Consider the following 23,553-nt stretch of genomic DNA (forward strand, 5'->3'; position numbering starts at 1 on the left):
AATGTAATGAAGAATCTTCTATACTTTGCAAAGTAACCTTACAAATCGCAGAAGATTCTTCGCTGGCGCTCTGAATGACAAAAAAATGGCACCCGCAAATCGAGTACCATGAGAATATCTATTTTCCTGACTCTCTTTTACGATGCAATAATATGCGCGCCTTGTCTAGCCCCCAGATCTTTTACCCTTTGGGCAATTGTTGCGGCATCGTAACCACACTCGGCCCAAAGCTCGGGTTGTTCGCCGTGCTCAATGTATTTATCGGGGATACCTAAACGTACTACCTGTGCATTGTAATTGTTATCGGCCATAAACTCTAATATGGCGCTTCCCATGCCGCCTTCAAGGCAGCCATCTTCAACCGTGATTACTTTGCTGTACTTGGTAAATACTTCGTGCAACAGGGCTTCGTCAAGCGGTTTAACAAAGCGCATATCATAATGGGCAGGGTAGTAGCTGTCGGTATTAAGGGCAGCGATAGCTTTTGCGGCTTCGTTACCTATAGCACCAATGGTTAAGATGGCAACTTCTTCGCCATCACAAATTTTGCGGCCTTTACCTACTGGTATTTCTTTAAACGGACGTTTCCAATCTACCATTACACCATTACCACGCGGGTAACGGATCACAAAGGGGCCTTTGTCTTCCAGTTGGGCCGTGTACATCAGGTTACGCAATTCTTCCTCGTTCATCGGGGCCGATACCGTCATGTTCGGGATGCAGCGCATGTAAGCCAGGTCATAAGCGCCATGATGGGTTGGGCCATCGGCACCGGCAAGGCCGGCACGGTCTAAACATAAAACAACGTTTAGTTTCTGGATAGCCACATCATGGATCACTTGGTCGTAAGCACGCTGCATAAAACTGGAGTAGATGTTACAGAAAGGCACCAGCCCTTGTGTAGCTAAACCTGCGCTAAAAGTAACGGCATGCTGTTCGGCAATACCTACGTCAAACGCACGGTTAGGCATGGCCTTCATCATTAAATTTAATGATGAGCCAGATGGCATGGCGGGTGTAATACCCATAATTTTGCTGTTTTGTTCGGCAAGCTCAATAATGGTATGGCCAAATACATCCTGATATTTTGGAGGTTGTGGCTTTTCGTACTGTGTTTTCTTGATCTCGCCGGTAATTTTATCAAATAAACCAGGGGCGTGCCACTTGGTCTGGTCTTTTTCGGCAAGTGCGTAGCCTTTACCCTTTATGGTAACACAATGCAAAATTTTAGGCCCGGGAATCTGCGTCAGATCGCGGATCACTTTTACCAGGTGTTTTACATCGTGGCCATCGGTAGGGCCAAAGTATCTGAATTGAAGTGCCTCGAAGAAGTTGCTCTGTTTAAGCAAGGTTCCTTTGATGCTTTTCTCTAGTTTTTTGGCTATTTTAAAGGCATCGGGCCCAACTTGCGATAGTTTGCCTAATACAAATGCGATATCATCTCTAAAGCGGTTATAGGGCTTAGACGTGGTGATGTCAGTCAGGTATTCTTTTAGTGCGCCAACGTTAGGGTCAATTGACATACAGTTGTCGTTCAGGATCACTAAAATATTGGTGTTCTCGATGCCTGCATGGTTCAGCGCTTCAAAAGCCATACCGGCTGTCATAGCACCATCGCCAATAACGGCAACGTGCTGGCGGTCGTTCTCGCCCTTATAATGCGAGGCAACGGCCATACCTAATGCAGCCGAAATAGAAGTAGATGAGTGGCCTACGCCAAAAGTATCGTACTCGCTTTCAGTACGTTTAGGGAAACCGCTTAAGCCACCGTAAACACGGTTGGTGTGGAAGTTATCCCTGCGGCCTGTAAGTATTTTGTGGCCATAAGCTTGGTGGCCTACGTCCCAAACCAGTTGGTCGTATGGTGTATTTAAAACATAGTGTAAGGCAACGGTAAGTTCTACCACACCTAAGCTGGCGGCAAAATGGCCACCGTTTACCGACACCTCGTCAACAATATATTGACGCAGCTGCTGGCACACCTGCTCTAGTTCATCTTCGCTAAATTGCTTTAAATCAGATGGTGAGTTAATTTTCTGTAGTAAGTCGCCTGCGGGTACTTGCATTAAATCCTTTACGCTTTTGTAACTTACAAAGTAAGCTAAATATTTCCTAAAATAACTGACAATGAAGGTTAAAAAATGTTTCATGCAATCTGTGTTCGACTTTTAAATCTGAATAGCTTATTTTTGAGCGCTTTATGTCCGAAGATCATTTCGAAATAAAATTACCCCAGTTTGAAGGACCGTTTGACCTGTTACTGTTTTTTATCGAGCGCGATGAACTGGAGATTCGTGACATACCCATAGCACGCATTACAGACGACTTTTTGAGCTACCTACAGCAAATGACCAGCCTTAATATGGAAGTGGCCAGCGAATTTATCTTCGTAGCGGCAACGCTGATGCGTATCAAAGCCAAAATGCTGCTGCCGCGTTACGATGCCGAAGGGGGCAACGAGGTAGATCCTAAGGAAGATCTCATACAAAAACTAATAGAATATAAAAGATTCAAGCTAATATGTGAAGAACTGCGCCCCCTGGAAGAAGTAAGACTGATGCAGGAAAAACGGGGCAATATTTTGCATGATTTGCAGCAGGTAGAAGAAGTGCCCCTGCCCGGCGAAGAGTTAAGCGCTATAACATTATACAAACTGATGCTGGTGCATGACAGGTTATCAAAACGCTGGCTTACCCGCACCGAGCCGGTTAAACATACGGTAGTACAATATCCATACACAATAGAAAAACAAAAACAGGCCCTGACCGAATTACTGGCTATTAACAAAAGGCTGGAGTTTGCAACCATTTCCAAAATCTCAGAAAACAAAGTTCAATTTGTTTATAATTTCTTAGCTTTATTGGAAATGCTGCAGCAGCAATTGGTTCAAATTCAGGTAGGTACGGGCTATAACAATTTTTGGGTTTCGGCCGCAGATCAAGCTGAGCTCAACTAATAAGAACGCTGTTATTTAATTTTATGAAAAGAGACAAATTAATCTTTAACCTGCTTGACGAAGAGCAGGAACGTCAAGAAAAAGGTTTGGAGCTTATTGCTTCAGAAAACTTTGTTAGCAAGCAGGTAATGGAAGCGGCAGGTTCTGTTGCAACCAACAAATATGCCGAGGGCTTGCCGGGCAAACGCTATTATGGCGGTTGCGAAGTGGTTGATGAAATTGAAACCATTGCTATTGAACGCGCAAAGCAGCTTTTTAACGCGGTTTGGGCTAATGTGCAGCCACACTCTGGCGCACAGGCAAATGCAGCAGTTATGCTGGCTTGCTTAAACCCCGGCGATAAAATTTTAGGGTTCGACCTGTCGCACGGTGGTCACTTAACGCATGGTTCGCCGGTTAATTTTTCTGGCAAATTATATGAACCGCATTTTTATGGTGTTAAGCACGATACCGGTTACATAGATTACGAACAACTAAGAGCTGTAGCTTTAGAGCAACGCCCTAAAATGATTATCTGCGGTGCATCTGCATACTCGCGCGATTGGGATTATGCTTTTATTCGCCAGGTTGCAGATGAGGTTGGTGCTTTGGTACTGGCAGATATTTCGCACCCGGCTGGTTTAATTGCACGCGGTTTATTAACAGACCCGCTGCCGCATTGCCATATTGTTACTACCACCACCCACAAAACCCTGCGCGGCCCACGTGGCGGTATGATTATGATGGGTAACGACTTTGAAAACCCATGGGGACTAAAAACACCTAAAGGCGAAGTGAAAATGATGTCGCAACTTTTAGATGCAGCCGTTTTTCCGGGTACTCAGGGTGGCCCGTTAGAGCATATTATTGCTGCAAAAGCGATTGCCTTTGGCGAAGCATTGAGCGATAACTATATGAAATACATATTGCAGGTTAAAAAGAATGGTGCAGCTATGGCCGAGGCATTTATCAAGCTGGGCTATAACATCGTATCCGGCGGTACCGATAACCACCTGGTATTGATAGACCTGCGCAATAAAAACATTACAGGCAAAGCTGCTGAGAATGCTTTGGGCGAGGCAGACATCACCGTAAATAAAAACATGGTGCCTTATGATGATAAATCGCCGTTTGTAACATCCGGTATACGTGTAGGTACTGCAGCAATTACCACCAGGGGCTTCAAAGAAAAGCATATGGAAGAAATTGTAGGCCTGATAGACGCTGTTATTACTAACCACGACAAGGAACATTTCATTAAAAAAATTCGTAAAAGTGTTCACCTGCTTACTGAGAAATTTCCGCTGTACAAATAAGTTAAGAAAATGAAATGATTGATCGGCACCCCCTTCCCGCCAATGAAAAACAGAGATTAGAGGCCCTGCACTCCTATGATATTATGGATAGCCTGCCCGAAGAGCAATATGATGCTATCGTACGGTTAACCTCTTATATTTGTGAAGTGCCTGCAGCTTTTATTTCATTTATTGACGAGGACAGGCAGTGGTTTAAAGCTAAACGCGGTTTAGATTTTCAGTCAACGCCAAGGGCAGAATCATTTTGTAGGCACACCATTATGGGCGATACCCTGGTTGAAATACCAGACGTTACTAAAAGTGATCTTTTTGCCGATAGCCTGGTAACAACAGGCGAACTTAATATAAGATTTTATGCCAGTGCGCCTTTAGTTGACCCGCAAGGGTTTTCTATAGGCTCGCTGTGCGTATTTGATACCAAACCCAGGGCACTTACTGATATGCAGCGCGATGCGTTGAAAACACTGGCGACTGAAGTTATTTCTAATCTGGTATTACGTAGGCAAAAAAAGGAGCTCGAAGAGAACTTGCTTTGGCACAAGGAATTTTATAATCTGTTTAACAGTTCGCCAGAGGTTCATATTATTACCGATAACGAACTTAACATCCTGCTCATTAATGAAGCCGTAACTACCACGCTCGGCTATCAGCCCGAAGAAGCTGTTGGACAGCCAATCTGGAACTTTTTTCCGGAAGATAAGCGGGTAGAACTATTAAAGCTGATACGCGGTGATGCAGGCAACGGGCAGGCCTTTGAAATAGAAACGCCGATAATAACTAATAGCGGCAATTTAAGGTGGATTAGCTGGAGCGTAAAAGCATTTGGCGATAAATGGTATACCAGCGGCAGGGATATTACTGAAAACAGGAAAATAACCGAAGATCTGGAATTACTTTCGTTAGTAGCCAGCAAGGTTAATAATGGTATAGTAATCAGTAATGCCGACGATGTGGTTGTTTGGACTAACCTCGGATTTGAACAGATTACGGGTTACAGTGCCAATGATGTATATAACCGCCATTTAAGGGATGTATTAAAGGGCAAACTACCTGATTCTGCTTCGGTAACAGAATTTGATCATTTAATTGAAACAAGGCAGTCTTACGAAGTCGATCTTTTAATTAACCGGAAAGATGGGCCGCAAATATGGATCACTATTATTAACTCTGTGCTTCGTAATGAAGCCGGGGAGGTAGAGCGGCAAATTAGGATAATTAATGATGTAACAGACCGTAAGCGCACCGAGCAGGAACTGGAAATTCTGTCGTCGGCGGCAAGTAAATCGCCGAGTGGTATTTTACTGAGGGACAGCCAAGCCAATATAGTTTGGATGAATGAGGCGCTGGAGAAGATAACGGGGTATAAACTGTCGGAAATGAAAGGTAAATCTTTCGGGCAGGAATTACTGGGCCCCGAAACAGACCTTGAAGTTTTGCAGGCAGCTGCCGAGATGATGAAAAACCATACGCCTTACGAAATTGAGGTACAGTTGTATCGCCGCGATAAAACGCCGGTTTGGGTATTTTTATCGAACAGCCCTTATTTTAATGAAGCAGGTACTGTTGAGCGGCAAATAATGGTTGCGGTTGATATTACAGCCCGTAAAAAGGCAGAAGAGCAGCTAAACCTGTTATCGCTGGTAGCCAGTAACACACTGAGCGGCATTGTTATTAATGATAGTGCGGGCCAGGTAGAATGGGTAAACAGCGCCTTTACCAAAATTACGGGCTATACTGTTAATGATGTTGCTGAAAAACATTTGGGAGATGTGCTTAAGGGCGAACTTACAGATGTAACTATTATTGAAAAAGCGCGCGAGCTCTCCAAAAATAAGCAATCTTTTGAGGTTGATTTGCTGGTTTACCGCAAAGGCGGCCAGCCGGTGTGGATCTCGGTAATTAACTCGGTAATACTTGACCATAAAGGAGAAATAGAAAAGTATATTGAAGTTATTATAGATATAACGGCCAAAAAGAAGGTAGAGATTGAACTGATCTCGGCTAAGGAAGAAGCCCTGCAGTTGAGTAATGCCAAGGATATGTTTATCTCGGTAATGAGCCACGAAATTCGCACGCCGCTTAATGCAGTTATTGGCATGTCGCATTTGCTGATAGAGGATAACCCGTCTGAAGGGCAGATGGAAAATTTAAATATTCTTAAATTTTCTGCCGAAAACCTGCTGACGCTCATTAACGATGTGCTCGATTTTACCAAGATAGAGACCGGCAATGTAGAGCTGGAGAAAGTAAATATCAGCCTGAGAGAAATAGTGCATGGTGTAATGTCATCTATGCAATATAAAACAGGCAGTAAGGATATTTATTTGAAAGAGATTGTTGATGATGCCGTACCGCAACTGGTAATAGGCGATAAAACAAGGCTGACGCAAATATTATTAAATTTGGTAGGTAACGCTGTTAAATTTACTGATGCGGGTGGCGTTACCGTTGAGTTAAAGGTGATTGAACAATCTGCAAAAGATGTACGTATTAGGTTTGGCATAACAGATACCGGTATTGGTATCGCACAAAACAAGTTAAGTACTATATTTGAGTCTTTTAAGCAGGCCGAAACGGATACTACCCGTAATTATGGCGGCACCGGTTTGGGGCTGCCGATAGCAAAGCGGTTAGTAGAACTGCACGATTCTAGAATAAACGTTGACAGCGTACCTGGCCAGGGAACTACTTTCTGGTTTGCAATAACCCTTAATAAGGTTAAGGACGATGCCACAGCTAAAAACAACCAAGTGGAGTCAGGATTAAATTTACATGCCTTAGTAGTTGATGATAACCAAATCAACCGGTTACTAATTAATAAAGTATTAAAAAAATGGGGAGCTACTGCAGATTTTGCCGAAAACGGCGTACAGGCGGTAGATATGATTACAGCCAACCGTAATTACGATGTTGTGTTGATGGATATCCACATGCCCATAATGGGTGGTTTAGAAGCCGCGCAAGCAGTTAGGGCACTTCGGGATACATACTTTCAGCAATTACCCATTATTGCGCTTACGGCATCTATGCTTAATAATCAAATGAACCAGATTCATGAAGCCGGGATGAATGATTATGTGTTAAAACCCTTTGACCCTAAGCAATTGTTTGATAAGCTGAGCAAATTTCAAAAGCAATAAATTAAAGCATAAAAAAAGCAGGAATATCTTTCGATGATCCCTGCTTTAACTATCTAATAAACGCTCCGTGTACTTATACGTAACAAGCAGTTATAAAGGTTTCAGTATTTTTTCGATTTTTTTTATTTTAATTTTTCGTGCTGATTAATGCTGGTCCGGTATCTATAACAGTCTCCGTATCGGTACAATGCTGGTTATAGCTATGGCATAGTGAGCAGCTAATTTATAGCTTAGCTATTCTGCGTAAGCAATAGTAGCAATACTTAGTTTAACCCCTTCAATCTGCAAAAGTATTTGCCCGCACGATTCGAGGGTGGAGCCTGTGGTCATAATATCATCAACCAGTAAAATGTGTTTACCTGCTAATGCTTCCGGGTTTTTTATTACAAATACAGATTTCACATTCTCAAACCTTGCATACCTCGACTTTTGTGTCTGCGTTTCTGTGGCTTTGCTACGTACCAGGTTTTTGGCAGATACGATGGCCTTTAGCCGCTCGGCTAACCCGTTTGCAAAGTGTTCGCTTTGGTTATAACCTCTTTTACGCATGCGCGAAGGGTGCAGCGGTACAGGGATAATCACGTCAACCGATTTTAATTTGTCGTTAACAACAAGCTGGTTGCCGGCAATCTGGCCAAGCAGGGTGCCTATTTGTGGTTTGTTTTTATACTTCAGGTGGTGCATAAGGCGCTGCACTTTGCCGCCTTTAGTAAAGTAAAATAAGGCATAAGAGGCTTCTAATGCTATTTTACCCCAAAACTGCTGTGCTACAATATGATCTGCCTGTTGATGGAAATTGGTATATGGGAGGTGATATAAGCAATTGGTGCAAATCAGTTTTTCCTGCCCGGATAATTTCTCGTTACAAGCCTCGCACAACTGCGGAAAAAGTAACGACAAAAAATCCGCGAGATAGCCGCGGTTTAAATTCATAGGTAAAATGGTAAAAATATTACTAAAGGTCTAACCGGCTTCGGCTTTTTCTTTATCCTTTATGGCTAACTGGCCGCAAGCAGCATCAATATCCTTCCCACGGCTGCGCCTTACATTGGTTATTATGCCTTGCTTACGTAAATAAGCAGCAAAAGTTTCAATCTTATCACCATCTGCATTTAAGAATGCCGCAAAGCTAATGGGATTATACTCAATAATGTTAACCTTACATGGCAGGTGTTTGCAAAATTTAGCCAGTTCGGCGGCATCTTGCAGCGTGTCATTAAAGTTGTCAAAAACAATGTACTCGTAGGTAACAGCATTTTTAGTTTTGGCATAATAATATTTTAACGCATCAGCCAGTGCATCTAAAGAGTTTTGCTCGTTAATGGGCATAATTTCATTTCTCTTTATATCATTTGCCGCATGCAGCGATAATGCCAAGTTAAATTTCACCTGGTCATCACCTAGTTTTTTAATCATTTTGGCAATGCCTGCAGTAGAAATGGTAATGCGCCTTGGCGACATGTTAAGCCCGTCTTCGGCTGTTATTCTTTCTACCGATTTTAGTACGTTGGCATAATTGAGCAAAGGTTCGCCCATGCCCATATACACAATGTTGGTAAGCGGTACATTATAATTCTGTTTTGCTTGCTGGTCTATCAGCACAACCTGGTCGTAAATTTCGTCGGGGTTAAGGTTACGTTTACGCTCCATGTATCCCGTAGCACAAAACTTACAGGTAAGGCTGCATCCAACTTGCGATGATACACAGGCTGTCATCCGGTCATCAGATGGTATTAATACACCCTCAATTAAATGAGTATCGTGTAAAATAAAAGAATTTTTTATAGTTTTATCAGCACTAAACTGTGAGTTGTTGATTTTTACGTTATTAATGGTAAAATTCTCATCCAGTTTTTGACGAAGTTCTTTTGAAATATTGCTCATCGCCTCGAATGAAATACACGATTTTTGCCAAAGCCACTCATAAACTTGTTTGGCTCTGAAGCTTTTTTCGCCCATTTTTACAAAGTGCTCTTGCAGAGCATTTAAGCTAAGGCTTCGGATATCAATTTTACTTTTATTGCTGTTCACATTACAAAGGTACTGAATTTTAAAAAATTGATTTTTGAAACTCATCCTTTAATTGTAAAATTAAAAAACAACAACTGAGAGTTAATTGTGTTTATTTAGTTGGGATTGTGAACTACATTTAGGTTGTTGAGATGATATAGTAAGTTATTGTTTAAATGAAAAGTTACAGAGCCGATTACGTTTTTTCTATTAATGCCGATCCTATTAAAAATGGTATAGTAACTGTTGATGAATTTGGAAAAATTCTCTCAATTGGTAACCAACCAGCACATTCTGATGCCCCTATTGAGCAGCTAAGTGGTATTTTATGTCCGGGCTTCATTAATACCCATTGCCATCTCGAATTATCGCATCTTAAAAATAAGATTGCCAAAGGTGGCGGATTGGTAGAGTTTATTAAACAGGTACAACAGCACCGAAATGTTGACCCCGCTGAAGCTGCCGAAGCGGCCCTTAAAGCCGATGCCGAGATGTATGAAAATGGTATTGTTGCCGTTGGCGATATATCGAACAGCAGCCTTACCATTGAAATAAAAGCAAACAGTAAGCTTCATTACCACACGTTTGTAGAACTTTTTACTTTTTTGCCTCAAAACGCTAAATCAGCTTTTGATAATGGGCTGGAACTGCTAAAGCAGTTTAAACCACAAAGCGTTTCCATTGTGCCGCATGCGCCTTATTCGGTTTCTAAAGAACTGTTTAAGCTCATTCGCGAATACAGTGACACGCATGCCAATTTGCTTAGTATCCATAACCAGGAGTGCGAGGATGAGAATAAGCTCTACCGCTACAAAACCGGCAAGTTTTTAGATTTATACGATGGTTTTGGGATAGATATTAGTTATTTTAAACCACAGGCACGTAACTCGTTACAAACCATTATCCCTTTGCTTAGCAATAAGCAAAAAATATTGCTGGTACATAATACATGTACCAATTTAAAAGACATTTATTTTATTAAACGGTTTGACCGGATTATAAACTGGTGCTTTTGCCCCGGTGCTAACATATATATAGAGGGGCATTTGCCAAAAACAGAGCTGTTTATTGAACAGGGATTTAATATAACCCTCGGTACAGATAGCCTGGCCTCAAATACAGGGCTGGATCTGTTGGCCGAAATGAAATTACTGCAAGACCAGGTGCCAAGCCTTACCCTTAATAAATTACTGCAATGGGGAACTATTAACGGTGCCGAATACCTGGGCATTGATGACGAAAAAGGAACACTTGAAGTTGGCAAAACACCGGGCCTTAATTTAATTACCGGTTTAGACGGTTTTAAAATAACTGCCGATACAAAACTTAAAAGGATAGCATAAATTTCATTTTGGTTAATTAACTGTATTTTTGTGCCCATATGAATAAACATCTGGATATTGTAGTGCAGGGCAAAGTACAGGGCGTGTATTACAGGCATTCAACCAAAGCAGTAGCAGATCAATTAGGTATCAGAGGCTTTATTATGAACCAGGATAATGGTGATGTTTTTATTGCCGCCGAGGCTGATGCCATGATGCTCGAGATCTTTTTAGACTGGTGCAACAAAGGCCCCGAGGCTGCCCGTGTAAGCGCTGTAACCACAACCGACGGAGAATTAAAAAACTATCGTAATTTTGAAGTAGTGAAAAAATCACCGGCTGCTTAATCTGCTACATTAACCTTTTTTTGTATTGTCAACTGCTAAGAAATTTGTCGGCCAAACAGCTGTTTACGGTTTAACAACTATTGTACAGCGCTTGTTAAGTGCTATACTTACTCCGCTTTATACCAGGGCCTATTTACCCAAGGTTTATAGTATTTTTAGTACCATGTTTAGCTATGCCTCTATTATTCAGGCAGTGCTGTCATTTGGTATGGAAACCACTTTTTTTAGGTACTTAAACAAGTATGCCGATAAAAAGCAACAGGTTTACAACAACGGCTTCTGGGCTATCATCATTATAACGGGCTTCTTTTTATTAATTACCCTGCCGTTTACACATGCCATAGCAGGGTTAATAAAAATTGGTAACGATACCCCGCAAGGCGATTTTGAAACTTATATCAAATACTTTATAGGCATCTTGGTGCTCGATGCCTGGTGTGTTATTCCCTTTGCCAAGCTACGCGCCGATGGCCGCCCCATGCGATATGGGGTAATTAAGGTAGTTAATATTGTAGTAACTGTAATATTAAACCTGGTATTAATATTCGGCATCCCTTATTTAATTGCACACCATTTATCGGGCTGGCAATGGTATAGCCAGTGGTACAGGCAGGGCTGGGTTGGTTATGTGTTTGTATCAAACCTTGTGGCCAGCGTTATTACCCTGGTTATGTTGCTGCCCGAACTGCGTAAAATAAGTTTACAGGTTGACGGTGATATGTTTAAGGAGATGCTGGTATACAGCTGGCCCATGCTTGTTGCTAACCTGTCTTACATCGTTAACGAGAATTTAGATAAAATTTTATTAGGTAAGTTATTACCTGTCAATATCAGCGAGCACGAAGTGGGGGTTTATTCGGCTTGCGCACGGATCTCTATATTTTTAAGCCTCTTTAACCAGGCTTTTCGCATGGGTGCCGAGCCATTCTTTTTCAGCCACGCAAAAAATAAAAACGCGGGGCATACTTATGCACGTATAATGGACTATTTTGTAATTACCATGTGCGTAATGTTTGTTGCCGTAATTGCCAATATAGAAATACTGAAACATTATGTCAATAACCGGTCGTATTGGGTAGGGTTAGATGTGGTACCGCCACTGCTATTCGGCTATGTAAGTTTGGGTATTTATATGAATTTGTCAGTTTGGTATAAACTTTCAGACCAAACTAAGTATGGTTTGTACATATCTGGTATAGGTGCTATAATAACTATTATAATTAACGTTATTTTTATTCCGCGATACAGTTACATGGCATCTGCATGGGCATCATTAATAGCTTATGCCAGCATGATGATCCTGTCGTACATATGGGGGCAAAAAAATTATCCGATACCGTATAACCTTAAAAAAAATCTGGCGTATATTATCGCATCAATAATTTTGGTTGTGTTATCATTTGTGGTGTTTAAACGCAATCTTTTTATCGGGAATATATTACTGATCCTATTTTTAGGAGTCACATTCTTCAGCGAGCGTAAGGGTATTAAAAGTATATTGAGTAGAAAATGATCGTAAAAATTATCAATAAGTCAAAAAATCAGCTGCCGGGTTACGAGACCATTCATTCGGCAGGTATGGATCTGCGTGCCGACCTGGAAGCGCCTATTGTGCTGCAACCTATGGAACGTAAGTTAATCCCTACCGGTTTGTATATCGAACTACCGGAAAGCTTCGAAGCGCAGATCAGGCCGCGCAGCGGGCTGGCTTATAAGCATGGTATCAGCATTGTAAATTCACCCGGTACCATTGATGCCGATTATCGCGGAGAGATTAAAGTTTTACTGGTCAACCTGTCTACCGAAGCATTTGAAATTAATACCGGCGACCGTATTGCCCAGATGATTGTGGCCCGCCACGAAAAAGTAAGCTGGGAAGAGGCCGAAATATTAAATGATACCACCCGTGGTGCAGGCGGATACGGCCACACTGGTGTAAACTAAAGCCATGAACTTAAAGCTGACGTTGATTGGAATTGCTTTTGTACCGGCCCTGTGCCTGGCACAAAATACCGATAAAGGTGCTGTGGCGCAGCCCAGGCCCAAGGTAATGACATCAACCGATAGCCTGATGGTAAAGCAGTTGTATTTTACGGCCCTGCGCGAAAAAACAATTGAAAACTTTACCCTGGCCACAGAGCTGTTTACCCGCATATTACAAATTGATGCCGGTAATGATGCAGCCATGTACGAGCTGGCCAACCTTAAAAAATTAGCCAAAGACGAGCCAACTGCCGAACAATTATTAGAAAGGGCCACCACCCTTAAACCCGATAACGAATGGTACTGGGCGGGCCTTGCAGCCAGTTACGAGAAGAGTAATAGTATTGTTAAACTCGAAAACGTATTTACCCAGCTTATCAGGCTTAATCCGGATAACCCGGATTATTATATGGATAAGGCTAATGCATTGTCTATTGATAAAAAGTATGACGAGGCACTGGCTATTTATGACCAGCTGGAAAAAATTAGCGGGCCCACAGATGAACTGCTCATTAAAAGGCAGAAAATTTACCTGATGCAGGGCAAGATTGATAAAGCTGCCGCCAGTTTAAAAGAAGCTATGGCGGCCAACCCCGGCCAGGTGAAGTATTATTTGATGTTGGGCGAGGTATACAATTCTAACGGGCTGATTGATGAAGCACTAAGTACTTTTCAGAAAGCCGAGAAAATTGACCCGCAGAATGGATACGTACATCTGGAGCTGGCCGACATCTACCGCAATAAAAAAAGTTATGAAGCCAGCTTTAACCAATTAAAGATGGCCTTTGCTATCCCTGCTTTGGGTGTTGACCAAAAGCTACGGATCATTTTAAGCTATTTGCCCAAATTTCCGGACCCTAATGCCAAATCAAGTGCGTTGGAGCTGAGCCGGATAGTTACCGTTGCCCACCCAACAGAGTCTCGTGCGTTTGCCTTGTTTGGCGATATGCTTGTGCAAAACCAATTGTACAAAGAAGCCAGGGTGCAATACCAAAAATCATTGGCACTAAATGACCAGGTTTATGCCGTGCATGAGCAATTGGTAAGAATAGAGCTTGGCGATAACGATTTGAATGCTGCCATTAAAGATGGCGAAAACGCTCTTTCATTGTTTCCTAACCAGGCTTGGATGAATTACCTGGTGGGGGTATCATGGATGCAGAAAAAGAATTACAACAAGGCCCTGGGCTATATTAAAAATGTAACTTCATTAGAAGTTCAGGATAAGGACTTACTTTCGCAAAGTTATTCGGCCCTGGGCGATTGCTATCATGAAATGAAAAATGAGAAACAATCTGATGAATCGTACGATAAATCATTAAGCTACAATCCCGATAACGCTTATACGTTAAATAACTATGCCTACTATCTTTCGATAAGAGGAGTAGCCTTGGATAAGGCCGGGCAAATGTCAAAGCATTCTAACGAGCTGCAACCATCTACCGCATCTTTCCAGGATACTTACGCATGGATATTATTTAAGCAAAAAAAATACGCCGAAGCTAAAGTGTGGATGGAGAAGGCTTTGGTGAGTGATAAAGATCATAATGCCGTACAGGTAGAACATTATGGCGATATAATGTTTTACTTAGGTAACGTAGAGGCTGCTGTAGAAAACTGGAAAAAGGCCAAGGCATATGGAGGGCAGTCTACAGTTTTAGAGCGGAAAATAAATGAGAAAAAATATATCGAATAGTATCCTGCTATTAGGCAGTTTAATTATAATGGCAGGCTGCCATGCTAAAAAAAAGCTGGTTACCCGTACAGCGGTTGATAGCGCTGGTGCACATGCAGATGATGCCGCAAGCGCAACCCGCAAAAAGCTGGTGGCTATACGTGCCAAACAGGTAAACTTTAATACCTTCTCTGGCAAAGCAAAAACCAAGCTTAACATTAACGGCAATAGCAATGATGTTACCCTGAATATCCGCATTCTTAAAGGTCAAAAAATATGGGTGTCTATTACCGCTATTGCAGGTATAGAGGTAGCCCGAGCTTTAATAACCCCCGATAGTATATTGGTGATGAACCGTTTACAGGGCGCCTATCTAAAAAAGCCTTTCAGCTATATTTATACCTATGCCAGCAGGCAGGTAAACTATAAAACGGTAGAATCATTACTGGTGGGTAACGCTATCCCCGAAACATTGAATGATAACACTACCCTGCAGCCATCAAACGGCAACATTATACTGAATGGTACCCTGCAGGATCTGATCTATCAGCTTACCGTTGGCCCCGACCTTAAAGTGAGCAGTACTAGCTTAAGCAATCAGGAAGCGGCACAATCGTTACAAATCAATTATGGCAATTTTATACAGGCCACAAACCGGGTAATTCCGTCTCAGATCTCGTTTACATCCAAGGTAAAGGATAAAAATATCCAGGCCGATCTTAATTATTCGAAGGCAGATTTTGATCTTCCGCTCGAATTTCCGTTTAGCGTACCAAAGAGATTTTCTCTGGTAGATTAAAATTGTATTTTTGGTTTGATGAAATTTTTAAGATATCTATTCTTTTGCGTACTTGCTTTAACGGCAGTAAATGCCTTTGCACAAAGCAGTGCAGAACTAAAGCGCAAGCGCGACAAACTGAACGAAGAGCTGCAGCAACTGAATGATGAGTACCAGGAAACTGCTAAAAATAAAAAAACTACCCTCAAACAGCTCAATATTTTAAAGGCACAGATAAGCCTGCGCGAAGAAAAAATAAACGGCCTGAATACCGAAGTGCGCCTATTGGGTAACCAGATTAATGAGAATACCAACAACGTACACTCCCTGCAAAGCCAGCTGGATCAGTTAAAGAAGGAGTACGCTGCCATGATCGTTTTTGCCTACCATAACCAAAGCGCTTATAATAAACTGATGTTTGTTTTTGCTTCGCAGGATTTTAACCAGGCTTATAAACGCTTAACCTACCTGCAGCAATTTGGTACCTACCGCCAGCGCCAGGCCGAATCTATACAAGGTACACAGCACGAGTTAAAAGTGAAGATTAACCAGCTCGACCGTACAAAAGATGAGCAGAATAATCTGTTAAAAGACCAGGAAAAGGAAAAACAAACGCTTGGTAAAGAAAAGAATAGTCAGCTGGAAGTAATAAGTGACCTCTCTAAACACCAGGGCGAACTAAAACAACAGCTCAGAGATGCCCAGCAGCAAAAGGCAAAAATAGAATCGCAGATCAGGGTTGCTATCCGCAGAGAGGTAGAAGAAGCACGTAGAAAAGCTGAGGCCGAAGCCCGTGCCGCCGCCGCCCGTGCCGCCGCCGAAAGGGCGAGAGCCAATGCTGCTAACCCGGGTTCAGCACCAAAAGAAGCCCCTGTTGCTGCTAAAGCATCAACCAATAGCGAGTTGCTGAACGCAACGCCAGAGTTTGCCAAACTATCTAACGACTTTCTGGGTAATAAAGGCCGTTTGCCTTGGCCGGTTGCCAATGGGGTAATTACCCAAGAGTTTGGTTTAACCTATATTGAAGGGATAAAAACAGATAATCCGGGTGTGGATATTCGTACAAGTGCAGGAGCTGCTGTAAGGGCAATTTTCTCTGGCGAGGTTACCAGTGTAAACAATATCAGTGGTACTTATCTCGTTGTAGTAAGGCACGGTGAATATTTTACAGCCTACGCTAACCTAAAATCCGTAAGTGTATCTAAAGGAGAAAAAATTGGTATCAAGCAAAATCTGGGTACAGTAGCCACAGATGGAGCTACCGGCGAAACGCAGGTGCACTTTGAATTATACAAAGGGCAAAATGCGGTAAATCCTAAGTTATGGCTTGCCTCTCAATAATTTATATTAAACTTTGTAATACTTAAATTGTCTATATTTGTAAATTCATTCATTAATATGTTACACCCTGTATTATTATTTTTAAATATCGGTACATCCGAGATGATACTGATTATGTTTGTGGCGTTGCTGCTTTTTGGTGGCGAGAAATTGCCGCAAATTGCCAGGGGATTGGGTAAAGGTATCCGCGATTTTAAAGATGCCTCTGAAGGCGTTAAACGTGAGCTGCATAACCAGATCAATAACTTTGAAGAAAAGAATACACCTGCTGTAGCTCCAGAACCTGATAAAGATTTGCCGGTTGTGGCTAATACCGCACCGCTTTTGGATCCGTTTGCTGCACCTGCAGTGCACGGAGATACACATCCGGATGAAGTACATCAGTTAGAAGAGCATCATGAGGGCGCACTTGCTACAATTAATCAGCACAACGATGCAGTGCCTGTAAGCGAAAGCTATGCAGACCTGTCGCACCTGGTAACTCCAGCACACACAGAAGTTACACATGTTGCAGAAAACCATATCAACCTTTCGCACGTAAGTGAAGAACCAAAGGCTGAAGAGAAAAAAAGTTAAGGTACTAGAATATAACATTAATCATATAAATTAAATTATCATGGGTGGATTAGGCGCACCAGAAATCATTCTGATTATCATCGTAGTTTTGATTCTTTTCGGTGGAAAGAAAATTCCTGAACTTATGAAAGGTTTAGGTAAAGGCGTAAGAGAATTTAAAGACGCTACAAACGGCGATCATTCAGAACCGACATCTACTACCAGCAGCAGACCTGAAGAAAAAACCAACGTTTAATTACGTTCGTATTCTTCAATAACCGCTGGTTTGTATACCGGTTTAGTAAACTTATTGGTTGAAATATGCTTTCAACTAATAAGTTTTTTTATTTTTAGCCCATGGCTAAAACTTATACTTCTTTAAGTGAAATAAAGAACGGACTGCTGAATGGGGATATCACTGTAGAAGGCCTGGTAAAAAACTACCTGGCACAAATAGAGATCAATACACATTTAAACGCGTTTAATGAAGTTTTTGCAGACGAAGCACTTGCGCGCGCTGTTGAAACGGACGCGAAACTAAAAGCAGGTACCGCCGGTAAATTAGCCGGCATGGTAATCAGTATTAAAGATAATATTCTTTATAAAGGCCATAAAGCAACCGCATCATCCAAAATACTGGATAATTATACGGCCATATACTCCTCAACCATTGTAGAACGCTTGTTGGCAGAAGATGCCATTATTATAGGCCGTTGCAACTGCGATGAGTTTGCCATGGGGGCATCAAACGAAAGCTCTTACTACGGTGTGGTAAAAAACCATGCCGACGAAAGCCGTGTTCCGGGTGGGTCATCAGGCGGCTCGGCAGTAAGTGTGCAGGCCGGCATGTGCCATGCGGCCATCGGTACGGATACGGGCGGCTCGGTTAGGCAACCGGCTTCGTTTTGCGGTATGATAGGTTTTAAACCTACTTATGGCCGTATTTCACGCCATGGTATTATTGCCTATGCCTCATCTTTTGACCAGGTGGGCAGTATTACCCATTCTGTAGAAGATGCAGCCCTGTTGTTAGAAATAATGGCAGGTACAGATGCTTACGACAGCACACTTTCCAAGCAAGCTATACCCGCATACAGTACCGAACTTAAAACCACAACATCACCCAAAAAAGTAGCTTACCTGCGCGAAGCAGTGGAGCGGCCGGGGCTAGACCCGCAGATTAAAGACGCCTTATTAAAAACCATAGCCGATTTAAAGGCGGCAGGCAATATTGTAGAGCCGGTTTCTTTTGAATACCTGGATTATGTGGTGCCAACTTATTACATCCTTACAATGGCCGAGGCTTCATCAAACCTGGCCCGGTATGATGGGGTGCATTATGGTTATCGCAGCCCAAAGGCGGTAGATATGATGTCGACCTATAAACTTTCGCGTTCAGAGGGTTTTGGTGTCGAGGTAAAAAGGCGCATTATGCTGGGCACATTTATATTAAGCGCGGGCTATTATGATGCTTATTATACCAAGGCACAGAAAATGCGCAGGCTTATTAGGGAAAAAACGGAAGAGATACTGAACAAGTATGACTTTATATTAACACCTACTGCGCCCGAACCAGCGTTTAAGATAGGCAGAGAAGAGAAAGACCCTGTGGTATCTTACCTGGCCGATATATTTACCGTACAGGCATCGCTTTCGGGCATGCCGGCTATTTCGTTACCGGTAAAAAACACTACCGGCTTACCATTTGGTTTGCAACTGGTAGCCAAAAGGTTTGATGAGCAGGAATTGTTAAATTTCTCAAAAAACTTTTAAATATAAGTTAAAGTTATTAATTTAGTAAATCCAATTTTAGCCTTAGCACACAGGTATTTAAACAATTTTAATGATGAGATTTTATACTGTTGTTGCGCTCCTATTATTATCAAGATTAACGCTTGCTGCACCAGGTCCGCGCCTGCATTCAGATTCCTCTATCGTTTCTAAAACGTTTCAGGTTAGTCAGTTTAGGCGCGATACTTTAGTGGCGCTGCTTCCTGCTAGTCAGCTTGCCAGCAGCCAGGGCGGCTTTATGAAAAACCGTTTAGGTGCCATACAAAAAGAAGTGCCGCTGGATTATAACGAATTTGTACAAACCTATATAGATAATTATACCGGCCCAAACCGCCGCGAAGAGATGGGCCGGATTATGGGCCTGGCTAAATATTATTTCCCTATTTACGAAAAAGCTTTCCGCGACGCGGGAATCCCCGAAGAAATTAAATTCCTTTCCATTGTCGAGTCGGCATTGAATCCTAATGCGGTATCCCGTGTGGGTGCAACCGGCCCTTGGCAGTTTATGTCTACCACGGCGCGTACTTATGGTTTAAGCATCAACAACTATGTCGACGATCGCCGCGACCCTATCCAGGCCAGCTATGCTGCTGCTGCCTACATCAAGGATGCCTACCAGGAGTTTGGCGATTGGCTGTTGGCTATTGCGGCTTACAACTGCGGTAAAGGTAGCGTAGAGCGTGCCATACAAAAAGCCAACGCGATGGATTATTGGTCTATCCGCCAGTACCTGCCTGTAGAAACCCGTGGCTATGTACCGGCTTATATTGCCGTGGCCTATGTAATGAATTATTACGAACAGCATAAAATAACGCCGCAAGTATGCACCATGCCTATGCAAACCGATACTGTTATGGTCAACAAGTTTGTGTCGCTGGGTAATGTGTCGCGCGTGCTGGATATCAGTACAGAGCAATTGGCACTGTTAAATCCGTCATACCGTAAACTGGTAATTAACGGTACTGCAGCTGTGCCCCGCAGGCTTATTATTCCGCAAATCCCTAAAGAAAAATTCAGCGCTTTTTATGATGCGCTAAACGGTAACTCGCTTACTGTGCCGGCTACCCCTGTATTTGCCACGCAAGAGGTAGATGCCGGTGCCATAGATGCGATACCTGCCTTTCATACTGTTAGAAAAGGAGAAACCTTAGCCGGTATTGCCGATAAATTTGGGGTCGACCTGAGCGATCTTAAAGCATGGAATCACCTGCATATTAACAAAGCGGTACCCGGCCAAACTTTAAAGCTGAACCAGGACGGTGCTGCCGGCGCTGCCATGGCTTCAAAAGTTTCTAAACCAGCCATAGCCGCGGGTTTATAGTCTTAAATTTTCTTTGTAATTCATTAAATACCAAGGCGCATTATCCTTGTATTGCGTGTTGGTATTGTAGCTTACAGTTGAAAAAGAATTGTAATTTTACGACCTGAATTTGAGAAGATGAATAAAACGAACAGAAACCTCGACGCCCTAAATTATCACTCTAAAGGGCGCCCTGGCAAAATACAGGTAGTGCCTACCAAACCAACCAATTCGCAACGGGATTTAACCATGGCTTACTCGCCGGGTGTTGCGCAACCCTGTTTAGAAATTGCTAAAAACGTTGACGATGTTTATAAATATACTGCCAAGGGTAACCTTGTAGCTGTAATAAGCAACGGTACTGCGGTATTGGGTTTAGGCAATATTGGCCCCGAGGCCAGTAAGCCGGTAATGGAAGGTAAAGGCCTGCTGTTTAAAATCTATGCCGATATCGATGTGTTCGATTTGGAGATCAATGCTACCACTGTAGATGAATTTGTAAATATTGTAAAGGCCCTGGAGCCAACCTTCGGCGGTATTAACCTCGAAGATATTTCGGCGCCAACCTGTTTTGAAATAGAGCGCCGTTTAAAAGCCGAGATGAACATCCCGGTAATGCACGATGATCAGCACGGTACAGCCATTATTTCTGGCGCAGCCTTAATGAATGCCTGCGAATTGCAGGGAAAAAAGCTAAGCGAAATTAAAATGGTAGTTAACGGGGCAGGTGCTGCCGCGGTTAGCTGCTCAAAAATGTACCTGTCGCTGGGTGTTAAGCCAGAGAATATGGTAATGTTTGATATCAATGGGGTATTAGACCAAAGCCGTACCGACCTGGACGCGATGCGCCAGCAGTTTGCCACCAGCCGTACCGATGTTAAAACGCTTGCCGATGCCATGAAAGACGCCGACGTATTTGTAGGCCTTTCTGCCGGTAATGTGGTTAAGCCGGATATGGTGCGTAGCATGGCACCAAACCCTATTGTGTTTGCCATGGCCAATCCCGAGCCCGAAATTGATTACGAAAGTGCCATTGCCACTCGCGATGATTTGATTATGGCAACCGGCCGCTCCGATTTTCCTAACCAGGTAAATAACGTACTGGGTTTCCCATACATTTTCCGTGGTGCGTTAGATGTAAGGGCTACTGCCATTAACGAGGAGATGAAGCAGGCGGCGGCCATTGCCATTGCCGAGCTGACTAAAAAACCGGTACCCGAAGCGGTAAACCTGGCTTATAATGCCAAAAACTTAAAATTTGGCAGGGATTATATTATTCCTAAACCGATGGATCAGCGCCTGATCACCGAGGTATCTATTGCAGTTGCCAAAGCAGCAGTAGCATCCGGTGTGGCTCGTAAAGTGATTACCGATTGGGATGCTTATGCCGAAGAACTAAGAAGCCGAATTGGTAAAGACGACCGTATATTACGTAACATATCTATTAAAGCCAAAGAACATCCTAAACGTGTGGTGTTTGCCGAGGCCGATAATTATAAAATACTAAAGGCCGCCCAAATTGTTAAAGATGAGGGTATAGCTACGCCGATATTGTTGGGTAACATCGACAAGATTAAAAAGATTATGGAGGAGACGGAGCTTGAACTGGGCGACGTTCGCATGATTGATCCGCGTAAGGAAAATGCGCCTTGTGTGGAGGAGTATGCCAATTACTTATACAACAAGCGCCAGCGCCGGGGTATTACGCTATACGAAGCCCGCAAAATGATGTGGGACCGTAACTATTATGGTGCCTGCATGGTGCAATTTGGCGAAGCGGATGCGCTGATCTCCGGTTTAACAAAGAGTTACGGCAGCACCGTTAAACCTGCCCTGCAAATTATAGGTACCGAGCCCGGTGTAAGCCGTGTGGCTGGTATGTATATGATGATAACCCCAAAAGGCCCTGTGTTTTTTGGCGATACTACAGTAAACGTAAACCCAACTGTTGAAGAGCTGGTGGATATAACGGTACTGGTAGAGCGGTCTGTAAAACAGTTTAATATTCAGCCGCGGGTTGCGCTTTTATCATACTCCAACTTTGGCTCAAATGATGGCATCATTCCAGAAAAATCACGCGAAGCGGTAAAGATCTTACACGAGAAATATCCCGATATGATAGTGGATGGCGAGATGCAGGCCAACTTTGCTATCAACTCGGCATTATTAAGCGATAACTTCCCTTTTTCAACCCTTAACGGTACACCGGCCAATACATTAATATTCCCTAATCTCGAGTCGGGTAATATTGCCTATAAATTATTGCAGGAGCTTGGCGGAGCCGAGGCGGTTGGCCCCATCTTGCTGGGCTTAAGCAAGCCGGTACATGTGCTGCAGTTGGGCAGTTCGGTACGCGAAATAGTAAACATGGTTACTATTGCCGTATTGGATGCGCAGCAAAAAGAACAAAATGAACAATAAGCCAGATTGCTTTTTAATTTATATTAGCTGTAGATAAATGTTTGATTACATTGAAGGTAAAATGGTGTTTAAATCGCCGGCGTATGCAATTATTGATGTGGGTGGTATAGGCTACCACATCAATATTTCGGTTAATACGTACGCAAAACTTGGAGCTCTGAACAGCTTTAAACTTTATACATGGTTGCACGTAAAAGAGGATGCGCACACCCTGTATGGTTTTGCCGACGAAGGCGAGCGAAGGTTGTTTTTGCACCTGATCTCGGTTTCGGGTATCGGGCCAAATACAGCAAGGATGATGTTATCATCCATTACGCCCGAAGAGATACAAGATGCTATTGTAAAAGGCAATGTATCAACCATACAACGTATAAAGGGTATCGGGCCCAAATCGGCACAAAGGCTGATATTGGAATTACAGGATAAATTGAAAAAAGACGGCCCGGATACTTTGATAAACGTGCCGATAAATTATACTGTTAAAGATGAGGCCTTAAGTGCACTGATTATGCTGGGTTTTGCACGTAATATAGCCGATAAAGTACTGGACAGTGAGATAAGAAAACAAACCGGAGACCTAAATGTGGAGCAGCTTATAAAAGCAGCCCTCAAAAATTTATAGATTTATAGAAGAAACTT

The 23,553-nt window shown here is 42.8% G+C and carries 19 protein-coding genes; 16 read left to right on the plus strand and 3 right to left on the minus strand.

The genetic code is table 11. From position 1 onward, the window contains the following. Positions 1–137: 137 nt before the first annotated feature. Positions 138–2,066 (minus strand): 1-deoxy-D-xylulose-5-phosphate synthase, encoded by a 1,929-nt coding sequence (gene dxs / locus RG47T_RS24160; protein ID WP_074493738.1) that lies wholly within the window; start codon positions 2,064–2,066, stop codon positions 138–140. Between the two features lie 134 nt (positions 2,067–2,200). On the opposite strand from dxs, the gene RG47T_RS24165 reads away from it, so the two are divergent. The 3 genes from RG47T_RS24165 to RG47T_RS24175 are packed head-to-tail and all read left to right on the plus strand — an operon-like array spanning position 2,201 to position 7,391. Further along, positions 2,201–2,956, plus strand: a complete 756-nt coding sequence (locus RG47T_RS24165) for a segregation and condensation protein A (RefSeq protein WP_074492601.1) — start codon at positions 2,201–2,203, stop codon at positions 2,954–2,956. 23 nt (positions 2,957–2,979) lie between these two features. Beyond that, positions 2,980–4,251, plus strand: a complete 1,272-nt coding sequence (glyA, locus tag RG47T_RS24170) for a serine hydroxymethyltransferase (protein ID WP_074492603.1) — start codon at positions 2,980–2,982, stop codon at positions 4,249–4,251. 14 nt (positions 4,252–4,265) lie between these two features. Further along, positions 4,266–7,391, plus strand: coding sequence for a PAS domain S-box protein (locus tag RG47T_RS24175; protein ID WP_074492605.1), 3,126 nt, complete (start codon positions 4,266–4,268; stop codon positions 7,389–7,391). A gap of 234 nt (positions 7,392–7,625) precedes the next feature. Here RG47T_RS24175 and RG47T_RS24180 read toward each other — a convergent pair whose 3' ends face one another. Beyond that, entirely contained in the window at positions 7,626–8,324 is a 699-nt protein-coding gene (locus RG47T_RS24180; protein ID WP_074492606.1) for a ComF family protein, read from the minus strand. A 30-nt stretch (positions 8,325–8,354) separates the two neighbouring features. Then, the gene (gene rlmN, locus RG47T_RS24185; protein WP_074492607.1) at positions 8,355–9,467 is read right to left on the minus strand and encodes a dual-specificity RNA methyltransferase RlmN; all 1,113 of its coding nucleotides are present in this window, start codon (positions 9,465–9,467) and stop codon (positions 8,355–8,357) included. Positions 9,468–9,577: 110 nt separating this feature from the next. Between rlmN and RG47T_RS24190 the strand changes: the two genes are divergently transcribed. The 13 genes from RG47T_RS24190 (at position 9,578) to ruvA (ending at position 23,536) form a co-directional block, all read left to right on the plus strand. Next, entirely contained in the window at positions 9,578–10,744 is a 1,167-nt protein-coding gene (locus tag RG47T_RS24190; protein ID WP_074492608.1) for an amidohydrolase family protein, read from the plus strand. Between the two features lie 38 nt (positions 10,745–10,782). Then, positions 10,783–11,070 (plus strand): acylphosphatase, encoded by a 288-nt coding sequence (locus RG47T_RS24195; RefSeq protein WP_074492610.1) that lies wholly within the window; start codon positions 10,783–10,785, stop codon positions 11,068–11,070. Positions 11,071–11,095: 25 nt separating this feature from the next. Then, positions 11,096–12,583 carry an oligosaccharide flippase family protein gene (locus tag RG47T_RS24200; protein WP_074492613.1) on the plus strand — a complete coding sequence of 496 codons (1,488 nt, stop codon included), beginning with the start codon at positions 11,096–11,098 and terminating at the stop codon, positions 12,581–12,583. Further along, positions 12,580–13,014, plus strand: coding sequence for a dUTP diphosphatase (gene dut, locus RG47T_RS24205; RefSeq protein ID WP_074492615.1), 435 nt, complete (start codon positions 12,580–12,582; stop codon positions 13,012–13,014). The genes RG47T_RS24200 and dut overlap by 4 nt, the downstream gene beginning before the upstream one ends. 4 nt (positions 13,015–13,018) lie before the next feature. Further along, a complete protein-coding gene (locus RG47T_RS24210) occupies positions 13,019–14,749 on the plus strand; it encodes a tetratricopeptide repeat protein (protein ID WP_074492617.1) in 1,731 nt (576 codons plus the stop codon). Beyond that, the gene (gene lolB1 / locus RG47T_RS24215) at positions 14,727–15,527 is read left to right on the plus strand and encodes a lipoprotein insertase outer membrane protein LolB1 (RefSeq protein ID WP_074492619.1); all 801 of its coding nucleotides are present in this window, start codon (positions 14,727–14,729) and stop codon (positions 15,525–15,527) included. The genes RG47T_RS24210 and lolB1 overlap by 23 nt, the downstream gene beginning before the upstream one ends. An 18-nt stretch (positions 15,528–15,545) precedes the next feature. Beyond that, on the plus strand, positions 15,546–16,847 hold the full coding sequence (locus tag RG47T_RS24220; protein ID WP_074492621.1) for a murein hydrolase activator EnvC family protein: 1,302 nt from the start codon (positions 15,546–15,548) through the stop codon (positions 16,845–16,847). 57 nt (positions 16,848–16,904) lie between these two features. Next, positions 16,905–17,423 (plus strand): Sec-independent protein translocase subunit TatA/TatB, encoded by a 519-nt coding sequence (locus RG47T_RS25605; RefSeq protein WP_083627512.1) that lies wholly within the window; start codon positions 16,905–16,907, stop codon positions 17,421–17,423. 40 nt (positions 17,424–17,463) lie between these two features. Beyond that, a complete protein-coding gene (gene tatA, locus RG47T_RS24230; protein WP_074492622.1) occupies positions 17,464–17,658 on the plus strand; it encodes a twin-arginine translocase TatA/TatE family subunit in 195 nt (64 codons plus the stop codon). A gap of 101 nt (positions 17,659–17,759) precedes the next feature. Continuing rightward, positions 17,760–19,175 (plus strand): Asp-tRNA(Asn)/Glu-tRNA(Gln) amidotransferase subunit GatA, encoded by a 1,416-nt coding sequence (gene gatA / locus RG47T_RS24235; protein ID WP_074492624.1) that lies wholly within the window; start codon positions 17,760–17,762, stop codon positions 19,173–19,175. Positions 19,176–19,245: 70 nt separating this feature from the next. Beyond that, positions 19,246–20,514, plus strand: a complete 1,269-nt coding sequence (locus RG47T_RS24240; protein WP_083627513.1) for a lytic transglycosylase domain-containing protein — start codon at positions 19,246–19,248, stop codon at positions 20,512–20,514. A gap of 117 nt (positions 20,515–20,631) precedes the next feature. After that, positions 20,632–22,914, plus strand: a complete 2,283-nt coding sequence (locus RG47T_RS24245) for an NADP-dependent malic enzyme (RefSeq protein ID WP_074492628.1) — start codon at positions 20,632–20,634, stop codon at positions 22,912–22,914. 37 nt (positions 22,915–22,951) lie between these two features. Then, entirely contained in the window at positions 22,952–23,536 is a 585-nt protein-coding gene (gene ruvA, locus RG47T_RS24250; RefSeq protein WP_074492630.1) for a Holliday junction branch migration protein RuvA, read from the plus strand. Positions 23,537–23,553 lie beyond the last annotated feature (17 nt).

Source organism: Mucilaginibacter polytrichastri (assembly GCF_001911425.1).
Taxonomy (GTDB): Bacteria; Bacteroidota; Bacteroidia; order Sphingobacteriales; family Sphingobacteriaceae; genus Mucilaginibacter; species Mucilaginibacter polytrichastri.

Bases quoted from the DNA above. Each gene is read 5' to 3' on its own strand.
- dxs (WP_074493738.1), bottom strand. From the start codon at position 2,066: ATGCAAGTACCCGCAGGCGACTTACTACAGAAAATTAACTCACCATCT.
- RG47T_RS24165 (WP_074492601.1), top strand. From the start codon at position 2,201: ATGTCCGAAGATCATTTCGAAATAAAATTACCCCAGTTTGAAGGACCG.
- glyA (WP_074492603.1), top strand. From the start codon at position 2,980: ATGAAAAGAGACAAATTAATCTTTAACCTGCTTGACGAAGAGCAGGAA.
- RG47T_RS24175 (WP_074492605.1), top strand. From the start codon at position 4,266: ATGATTGATCGGCACCCCCTTCCCGCCAATGAAAAACAGAGATTAGAG.
- RG47T_RS24180 (WP_074492606.1), bottom strand. From the start codon at position 8,324: ATGAATTTAAACCGCGGCTATCTCGCGGATTTTTTGTCGTTACTTTTT.
- rlmN (WP_074492607.1), bottom strand. From the start codon at position 9,467: ATGAGTTTCAAAAATCAATTTTTTAAAATTCAGTACCTTTGTAATGTG.
- RG47T_RS24190 (WP_074492608.1), top strand. From the start codon at position 9,578: ATGAAAAGTTACAGAGCCGATTACGTTTTTTCTATTAATGCCGATCCT.
- RG47T_RS24195 (WP_074492610.1), top strand. From the start codon at position 10,783: ATGAATAAACATCTGGATATTGTAGTGCAGGGCAAAGTACAGGGCGTG.
- dut (WP_074492615.1), top strand. From the start codon at position 12,580: ATGATCGTAAAAATTATCAATAAGTCAAAAAATCAGCTGCCGGGTTAC.
- RG47T_RS24210 (WP_074492617.1), top strand. From the start codon at position 13,019: ATGAACTTAAAGCTGACGTTGATTGGAATTGCTTTTGTACCGGCCCTG.
- lolB1 (WP_074492619.1), top strand. From the start codon at position 14,727: ATGAGAAAAAATATATCGAATAGTATCCTGCTATTAGGCAGTTTAATT.
- RG47T_RS24220 (WP_074492621.1), top strand. From the start codon at position 15,546: ATGAAATTTTTAAGATATCTATTCTTTTGCGTACTTGCTTTAACGGCA.
- RG47T_RS25605 (WP_083627512.1), top strand. From the start codon at position 16,905: ATGTTACACCCTGTATTATTATTTTTAAATATCGGTACATCCGAGATG.
- tatA (WP_074492622.1), top strand. From the start codon at position 17,464: ATGGGTGGATTAGGCGCACCAGAAATCATTCTGATTATCATCGTAGTT.
- gatA (WP_074492624.1), top strand. From the start codon at position 17,760: ATGGCTAAAACTTATACTTCTTTAAGTGAAATAAAGAACGGACTGCTG.
- RG47T_RS24240 (WP_083627513.1), top strand. From the start codon at position 19,246: ATGATGAGATTTTATACTGTTGTTGCGCTCCTATTATTATCAAGATTA.
- RG47T_RS24245 (WP_074492628.1), top strand. From the start codon at position 20,632: ATGAATAAAACGAACAGAAACCTCGACGCCCTAAATTATCACTCTAAA.
- ruvA (WP_074492630.1), top strand. From the start codon at position 22,952: ATGTTTGATTACATTGAAGGTAAAATGGTGTTTAAATCGCCGGCGTAT.